Here is a 6,558-nt window from a genome sequence, read left to right on the forward strand (position 1 = left end):
TGAGCTCGCCAGAATGCTCATTGCCGCCATCCGGGAGGACTGAACTGCGTCAGTGCCCCATACCCAGGCCGCCATCGACCGGGATGACCGCTCCCGAGATGTAGGCGGCGTTGTCTGAGGCGAGCCACGTGACCACACCGGCCACCTCGTCTGGGGTCGCGAACCGGCCCGCGGGGATCGTCGCTTTGTACTGCGCCTGCGTCTCGTCCGGGAGCTCGGCGGTCATGTCGGTCTCGATGAAGCCGGGGGCCACCACGTTGGCGGTGATAGCGCGACCGCCGAGCTCCCGTGTCAGCGACCGCGCGAACCCGACGAGCCCGCTCTTGGATGACGCGTAGTTGATCTGGCCCGGCGAGCCGTAGAGGCCGACAACGCTCGAGATCAGGATGACCCGTCCCCACTTTGCGCGCAGCATGCCCTTCGCCGCACGCTTGACGACACGGAATGCGCCACCGAGATTCGTCGCCACGACCGAATCGAAGTCGTCTTCGCTCATACGCAACAGCAGGGTGTCCTTCGTGACGCCCGCATTGGCCACCACGATCGTCACCGGTCCGAGCTTTTCCTCGACCTCCGAGAACGCCGCGTCGACGGCCGCGGCATCCGTCACATCGGCGCGCACCGTCAGCGTGCCGGCGGGGCCCTCTCCGGAGCGGGCGGTCACGGCGACCGGGTACCCCTCCGCGACGAAACGCTCGGCGATGGAGCGACCGATGCCGCGATTGCCTCCGGTGACGAGAACGACGTGATCGGTGGACATGAAGCATCTCCTGCGGTCGATTCGACCCGCTGCGCGGGCAGGACCGACCCAGACTACCGTCCACGTTGACACGCCACGGGGCTACTGGAACGCTGGTGGCAGCACGAACGATCGTGCGGATGCGTGTCAGAAAGGCCGAACCGTGAGCGACCAGAACACCCCCGCAGCCCCCGAGGAACAGCCGCCCGCGGCAGCTCCGGCACCACCTGCTTCCTACCCGCCGCCGGCCCCGCCCGCACCTCCGGCCTACGGCGCGCCGGCAGCTCCGCCTGCCTACGGGGCAGCGCCCGCCTACACCGCGTACCCGCAAGGCCCCAAGACCAACACGCTGGCGATCGTGTCCCTCGTGTCATCGCTCGTGGGTGTCTTCGTGATCCCCGTCATCGGCCAGATCGTCGGCATCATCACCGGCCACATGTCGCTCAGCCAGATCAAGCAGACGGGTGAGGGCGGCCGCGGGCTCGGACTTGCCGGAGTCATCATCGGTTGGGTGACGTTGGGACTGGCGATCCTCGGCATCATCTTGTTCATCGCATGGTTCGGAGTCATCTTCGCGAACGCGCGCGAGATGGGTTATTCGTCCTAACCGTCACGTCACAAGCGTCGCCCCGACGGATCCCGTCGGGGCGGCGCGGCGTAATCTGGTATGACCGTGAAATCATCTGCCAAACCGCAACCGGCGACGTCCCTCCCCCGGGCGCCGAAAGAGGACGCAGGCAAGCGGTCGACGACGTATCTCGTGATGATGGCGATCCGTCTCGTCTGCCTCGGCCTCGTCCTGTTCGTGACGCCCTACAGCTGGTACACCTGGGTCTTCGCGGCCATGGCGATCTTCCTTCCGTATCTCGCTGTTGTCATCGCCAATGTCAGCGCAGACATGACCGCACCCACGGCGCTCGGGCCCGAACGCATGATCGAGGCGCCGGCGCCGGGCCAGACTTCAGCTTCGCCTTCGCCGGCGGCACCGCAAGTCATCCGGATCGACGAGAGTCGGCAGGAGGACGCGGGTGACGACTGAATCCCCGACCGCGGGCCCAGAGACGATCTGTTCACGCGCCGGATGCCGCGAGGATGCGCAGTGGAGCATCCGATGGCGAAACCCCCGAATCCACAAGGGAGATCGCAGCAAGACGTGGCTTGCCTGCGATGAGCACGTCGGCTACCTGCGAGAGTTCCTCGCTGCGCGCTCGTTTCCCCTCAGCGTGGAAGCTTTCGCGGCGGAACAGGCGTGAGTGAGCACAAGGCGCCTGCGGCAGAGCACAAGGCGCCAGCGGCGGTGCGCTGGACGGCGTACATCGGCATCGCGGTGCTGTTCGCGATAGCGTGCGGATTCCTCTCCAACTGGCAGTTCACCCGCAACGCTGAGCGCTCGCAGCAGCTTGCTCTCGTCGAGGCCAACTACGACGCCGAGCCTGCGGCGCTCGATGATCTGGTGCCCGAGACGGGAGATCTGCCGGTCGACAACGAATGGCACCCGGTGGCGCTCCAGGGAACCTATCTGGTCGACGACACAGTGCTGGTAAGGAACCGCCCGCACGGCGGGACTGCCGCCTTCGAGGTCCTGGTGCCGTTCCAGACGACGGACGGCCGAATCCTACTCATCAACCGCGGCTGGGTTCCCCCCGCCGAAGACAGCGATCCGAGTGCGGTCCCCGCACCCCCTGCGGGCACCATCGACGTGATCGCACGGCTGCGACCGGGAGAGTCGCTCCCCCGATCGGGACGTACCGAGGCCCCCGAGGGTCAAGTGCCGACGATCCACCTGCCGCTTATCGCTGAAGCTCTCGGCGGCGACCCCGCTTTCATCACAAGCGCGTATGGCGTCATGGTCTCGGAGACTCCGGCTGCAGCATCCGTACCCAATCAGCTGGAATCCCCCTCTGAGGACCCCGGGCCCTACCTGTCGTATGCGATCCAGTGGATCCTGTTCGCCGTGATGGGGTTCTTCTTCATCGGCTACGTCATCCGCACCGAGGTCCGTCACCGCCGAGAGGAGACCGACGACACCCCTCGCCCCCCGCGAGGCCAGCGCCGGCGCGACCGCGACATGGCCGAGGAAGACGAGATCCTCGACCGACTCCCTCAGTAGGGCGCGAGCGCGCCTGCGAGGCGAAGCCTCAGGCGAGCGTGATGAGGTCGATGTAGTCGCGACCCCAGATGTCTTCGACGCCGTCGGGAAGAATAAGCACCCGCTCGGGGTTCAGCGCCTCCACAGCACCCTCGTCGTGAGAGACCAGGATGACTGCGCCCTCGTAATGTGCCAACGCGCCCAGGATCTCGTCGCGGGATGCCGGGTCGAGGTTGTTGGTCGGCTCGTCAAGGAGCAGCACGTTGGCACTAGAAACGACCAGCGTCGCCAGCGACAGGCGGGTCTTTTCCCCGCCCGAAAGCACCCCGGCGGGCTTGAGCACGTCGTCTCCCGTGAACAGGAACGACCCGAGAACCTTGCGTGCCTCGGTAGCGGTGATGTCCGGCGCCGCGGACATCATGTTGTCGAGCACCGAGCGGCCCACATCGAGGTTCTCGTGCTCCTGCGCGTAGTACCCGATCTTCAGTCCGTGTCCGGGCTCGACCTGTCCGGTATCGGGACGGTCCACTCCGGCGAGGATGCGCAGCAGCGTCGTCTTGCCGGCACCGTTGAGTCCGAGCACGACCACCTTCGATCCGCGGTCGATCGCCAGGTCGACATCCGTGAAGATCTCCAGGGACCCGTACGACTTCGAAAGCCCGGATGCCATGAGTGGCGTCTTGCCGCACGCTGCCGGCTTCGGGAAGCGGAGTTTGGCGACGCGGTCCTCTTGCCGCACCTCGTCGAGGCCCGAGAGAAGCTTCTCGGCACGTGCAAGCATCTGGTGCGCAGCAGCAGCCTTCGTGGCCTTGGCCCCGAACTTCGCCGCCTGCTGCTGGAGCGCAGTGGCCTTCTTTTCGGCGTTGGCGCGCTCCTTCTTGCGGCGCTCCTCGTCGGCCACACGTTGGCGCAGGTAGTTCTTCCACGACATGTTGTAGATGTCGATGACCTGACGGTTTGCGTCGAGGTAGAAGACGCGGTTGACGGTCTCGCCGACGAGTTCGACATCGTGCGAAATGACGATCAGACCGCCCTTGTAGTTCTTCAGGAACTCCCGCAGCCACACGACACTGTCGGCATCCAAGTGGTTCGTCGGCTCGTCGAGGATCATCGTCTGCGCGTCCGAGAAGAGGATGCGGGCAAGTTCGATGCGTCGGCGCTGACCACCCGACAGCGTACTGAGCGGTTGGTCGAGGATGCGGTCGGGCAATGCCAGGTTGTGGGCGATCGAGGCTGCCTCGGCCTCGGCGGCGTACCCGCCGAGAGCCTCGAAGCGCTCGGTGAGCGACCCGTAGCGGCGCATGGCGCGCGCGGCGACATCGGCATCGTCATCGCCCATCGCGAGGCTTGCCTCGTGCATCCCGATGGCGAGCTGGCCGAGCCCCCGCGCGTCGAGGATGCGGGTGCGGGCGAGATCCTCGGGATTACCCGAGCGCGGGTCCTGGGGCAGGTACCCGAGTTCGCCGCTGCGATCGACGCGACCCGCAGCCGGCAGAAGGTCGCCCGAGAGCACTTTCGTGAGAGTCGTCTTGCCGGCACCATTGCGACCCACGAGCCCGACCTTGTCGCCCGCGCCCACGCGGAACGTGACGTCCGACATGAGCACCCGGGCGCCCACGCGAATCTCGAGGTCGTGCACGGAGAGCACAGCAAAGCTCCGTTTCATTCGGTGAGAAGGGTACAAGGGGGCCGATGGCCAGCCCCCTAGTATAAGTCGCAATACTTCGCCGCCTGGATTCAACTGACCAAGGAGCACCATGACGACTGCCGCCGCACCGGCCACGCACACCCGGGTTCTCGCCGACATCATCGCCCGGCCCTCGTCGCGGGCGCGGGCGTTCGCCATCGACGCCGGCCTCGTGCTGGCGGGAGTCGCCGTCGTGGCGTTGCTGGCGAAAGTGTCGTTCTTCATCGGGCCGATCCCGATCACGGGGCAGACCCTCGGCGTCATCCTCGTCGGCGCTGCGCTGGGGTCCGCGCGCGGCGCTGCCACGATGACGACCTACATGTTCGTCGGCCTTCTCGGTCTGCCGGTGTTCGCCGGACCGGTCGCAGGCCCGGCCTACCTGCTGGCTCCCTCGTTCGGGTTCATCCTGGGCTTCATCCCGGCGGCGTTCGTCGCCGGATGGTTCGCTGAGCGTGCTTGGGATCGCAAGCCCCTCCTCGCCTTCGCGGGGTTCGTGATCGCCAGTGTCATCCCGTTCGTCATCGGCGTGCCCTACATGGCCTTCATTCTGTCGACAGTCATGGGCCAGACGATCTCGCCAGCTGAGGTGCTCAATGCGGGCCTATGGCCGTTCATCGTTCCCGGCCTGATCAAGGCGGGCTTTGCAGCGCTCCTGATCCCCGGCGCATGGGCGCTCGTGCGCCGGATCGACACCGCCAAGAAGCGCTGAGGTTCAGCGGGAGAGCTCGCCGATCCGCTCGATCGCCTCGCGCAGAACCTCCGGCGAGCACCCGAAGTTGACCCTCACGAACCCTCGACCCTCGTCACCGAAGGTCGGACCGTGGTGGACCGCGACTCGCGCCTCGGTGAGAATCCGCTCTGCGGGGTCCTCACCCCACCCCAGGCCCGACAGATCGACCCAGGCAAGGTACCCCGCATCGGGGATCGCATACCGCGCCGCCGGTACGTGCTCGGCGAGCAGGTCGGCGAGGAGGTGCCGGTTCGCGTCGAGCGCGGCGAGTAACGCATCCAGCCACTCATCGCTCTCGGGCGAGAAGGCCGCAACGCCTGCCAGTGCGCCGAAGTGACCAGTTCGCCACTCGACTTCCTTCGGGAGCCCCTGCACGACCCGGCGCGTGTGGTCAGCGGCGGTCGACATCAGCGCGCACTTCAGACCAGCGAGATTGAAGGCTTTGCTTGCGCTCGCCACGGCGTATCCGACGGATGCCGCAACCGGAGATGCGCTGAGGAACGGCGTGAACGTCGCCGGCGCATGCACCAGGGGTGCATGAATTTCGTCACTGACGACGATCGCGCCGTGGCGTGCGGCGATCTCGGCGAGTTCTGCGAGCGTCTCGCGGGAGTGCACTGTTCCCGTCGGGTTGTGCGGGTTGCACAGCAGAACCGCGCGGGCGCCTCCGGCCAGTGCCGCCTCGATGCCGGCCAGATCAAGCGTGTATCCGGCATCCGCGAGCAGCGGCACTGTCTCGACGACTCCCCCCGCTTCCGGGATGAGGTCGTAGAACGGCGGATACACCGGGGGCGTGATGACGACGCGGTCCCCGAGTGAGATTGTGGCTCTGAGGATCTCGACCAGACCCATGACGACGTCGCCCGTCGAGCGAACGTGCGCGGGGTCGATCTCCCAGCCGTAGCGCCGCCGCGCAAAACCGGCGTAAGCCTCAGCGATCCCCGGCTTCGGCGGCGTATACCCCGTGTCACCGATCTCCACCGCTGCGCGCAAACGCGCTGTGATCGCCGGCGCGAGCGGGAAGTCGGTCTCTGCAACGAACAGCGGCAGCACATCGGCGGGATAGGCACGCCATTTCGTGCTCGTCCGCTCGCGCAGTCGCTCGATCGGGAGGGCCTGAAGTGGGCTCGCGGTCATCCTCCGAGCCTAGCGTTGCGAGCCCGAACCTGTCCGGGCGCAGCCGCGCAGCGGGGTGCCGTCCTCGGGGCTGGCACCGGGTCTGGCGGGAGCGGGCGCAGCCCGCGAGGGCATGTCCCCGAGGACGGCACCCCGCGGAGCGGCGGACATCAGACCCAGCCGCATAGCGGCACACA

Annotated in this window: 8 protein-coding genes; 5 read left to right on the top strand and 3 right to left on the bottom strand. The window is 66.9% G+C overall.

The genetic code is table 11. From position 1 onward, the window contains the following. Positions 1-49: 49 nt before the first annotated feature. Positions 50-760 (bottom strand): 3-oxoacyl-ACP reductase FabG, encoded by a 711-nt coding sequence (fabG, locus tag B4F19_RS13760; RefSeq protein ID WP_228179049.1) that lies wholly within the window; start codon positions 758-760, stop codon positions 50-52. Positions 761-902: 142 nt separating this feature from the next. Between fabG and B4F19_RS13765 the strand changes: the two genes are divergently transcribed. The 4 genes from B4F19_RS13765 to B4F19_RS13780 are packed head-to-tail and all read left to right on the top strand — an operon-like array spanning position 903 to position 2,849. Beyond that, the gene (locus B4F19_RS13765; RefSeq protein ID WP_228179048.1) at positions 903-1,346 is read left to right on the top strand and encodes a DUF4190 domain-containing protein; all 444 of its coding nucleotides are present in this window, start codon (positions 903-905) and stop codon (positions 1,344-1,346) included. A 60-nt stretch (positions 1,347-1,406) separates the two neighbouring features. Further along, the gene (locus B4F19_RS13770) at positions 1,407-1,778 is read left to right on the top strand and encodes a DUF3099 domain-containing protein (RefSeq protein ID WP_267189799.1); all 372 of its coding nucleotides are present in this window, start codon (positions 1,407-1,409) and stop codon (positions 1,776-1,778) included. Then, complete coding sequence (locus B4F19_RS13775; RefSeq protein ID WP_228179046.1) at positions 1,768-1,992, top strand: hypothetical protein; 225 nt, start codon at positions 1,768-1,770, stop codon at positions 1,990-1,992. The genes B4F19_RS13770 and B4F19_RS13775 overlap by 11 nt, the downstream gene beginning before the upstream one ends. Beyond that, positions 1,989-2,849 carry an SURF1 family protein gene (locus tag B4F19_RS13780; protein WP_228179045.1) on the top strand — a complete coding sequence of 287 codons (861 nt, stop codon included), beginning with the start codon at positions 1,989-1,991 and terminating at the stop codon, positions 2,847-2,849. Before B4F19_RS13775 ends, B4F19_RS13780 begins: the two co-directional genes overlap by 4 nt. A 28-nt stretch (positions 2,850-2,877) precedes the next feature. On the opposite strand, the gene abc-f is transcribed toward B4F19_RS13780, so the two are convergent. Continuing rightward, positions 2,878-4,476 (bottom strand): ribosomal protection-like ABC-F family protein, encoded by a 1,599-nt coding sequence (abc-f, locus tag B4F19_RS13785; protein WP_228179097.1) that lies wholly within the window; start codon positions 4,474-4,476, stop codon positions 2,878-2,880. Between the two features lie 109 nt (positions 4,477-4,585). On the opposite strand from abc-f, the gene B4F19_RS13790 reads away from it, so the two are divergent. Then, a complete protein-coding gene (locus B4F19_RS13790; protein WP_228179044.1) occupies positions 4,586-5,224 on the top strand; it encodes a biotin transporter BioY in 639 nt (212 codons plus the stop codon). A 3-nt stretch (positions 5,225-5,227) separates the two neighbouring features. Here B4F19_RS13790 and B4F19_RS13795 read toward each other — a convergent pair whose 3' ends face one another. Next, a complete protein-coding gene (locus B4F19_RS13795; RefSeq protein ID WP_292728236.1) occupies positions 5,228-6,382 on the bottom strand; it encodes a MalY/PatB family protein in 1,155 nt (384 codons plus the stop codon). Positions 6,383-6,558: the final 176 nt, after the last annotated feature.

Source organism: Microbacterium sp. UBA1097 (assembly GCF_002313585.1).
Taxonomy (GTDB): domain Bacteria; phylum Actinomycetota; class Actinomycetes; order Actinomycetales; family Microbacteriaceae; genus Microbacterium.

Coding starts and splice junctions, on each gene's coding strand:
- fabG (WP_228179049.1), bottom strand. CDS start 760: ATGTCCACCGATCACGTCGTTCTCGTCACCGGAGGCAATCGCGGCATC.
- B4F19_RS13790 (WP_228179044.1), top strand. CDS start 4,586: ATGACGACTGCCGCCGCACCGGCCACGCACACCCGGGTTCTCGCCGAC.
- B4F19_RS13770 (WP_267189799.1), top strand. CDS start 1,407: ATGACCGTGAAATCATCTGCCAAACCGCAACCGGCGACGTCCCTCCCC.
- B4F19_RS13795 (WP_292728236.1), bottom strand. CDS start 6,382: ATGACCGCGAGCCCACTTCAGGCCCTCCCGATCGAGCGACTGCGCGAG.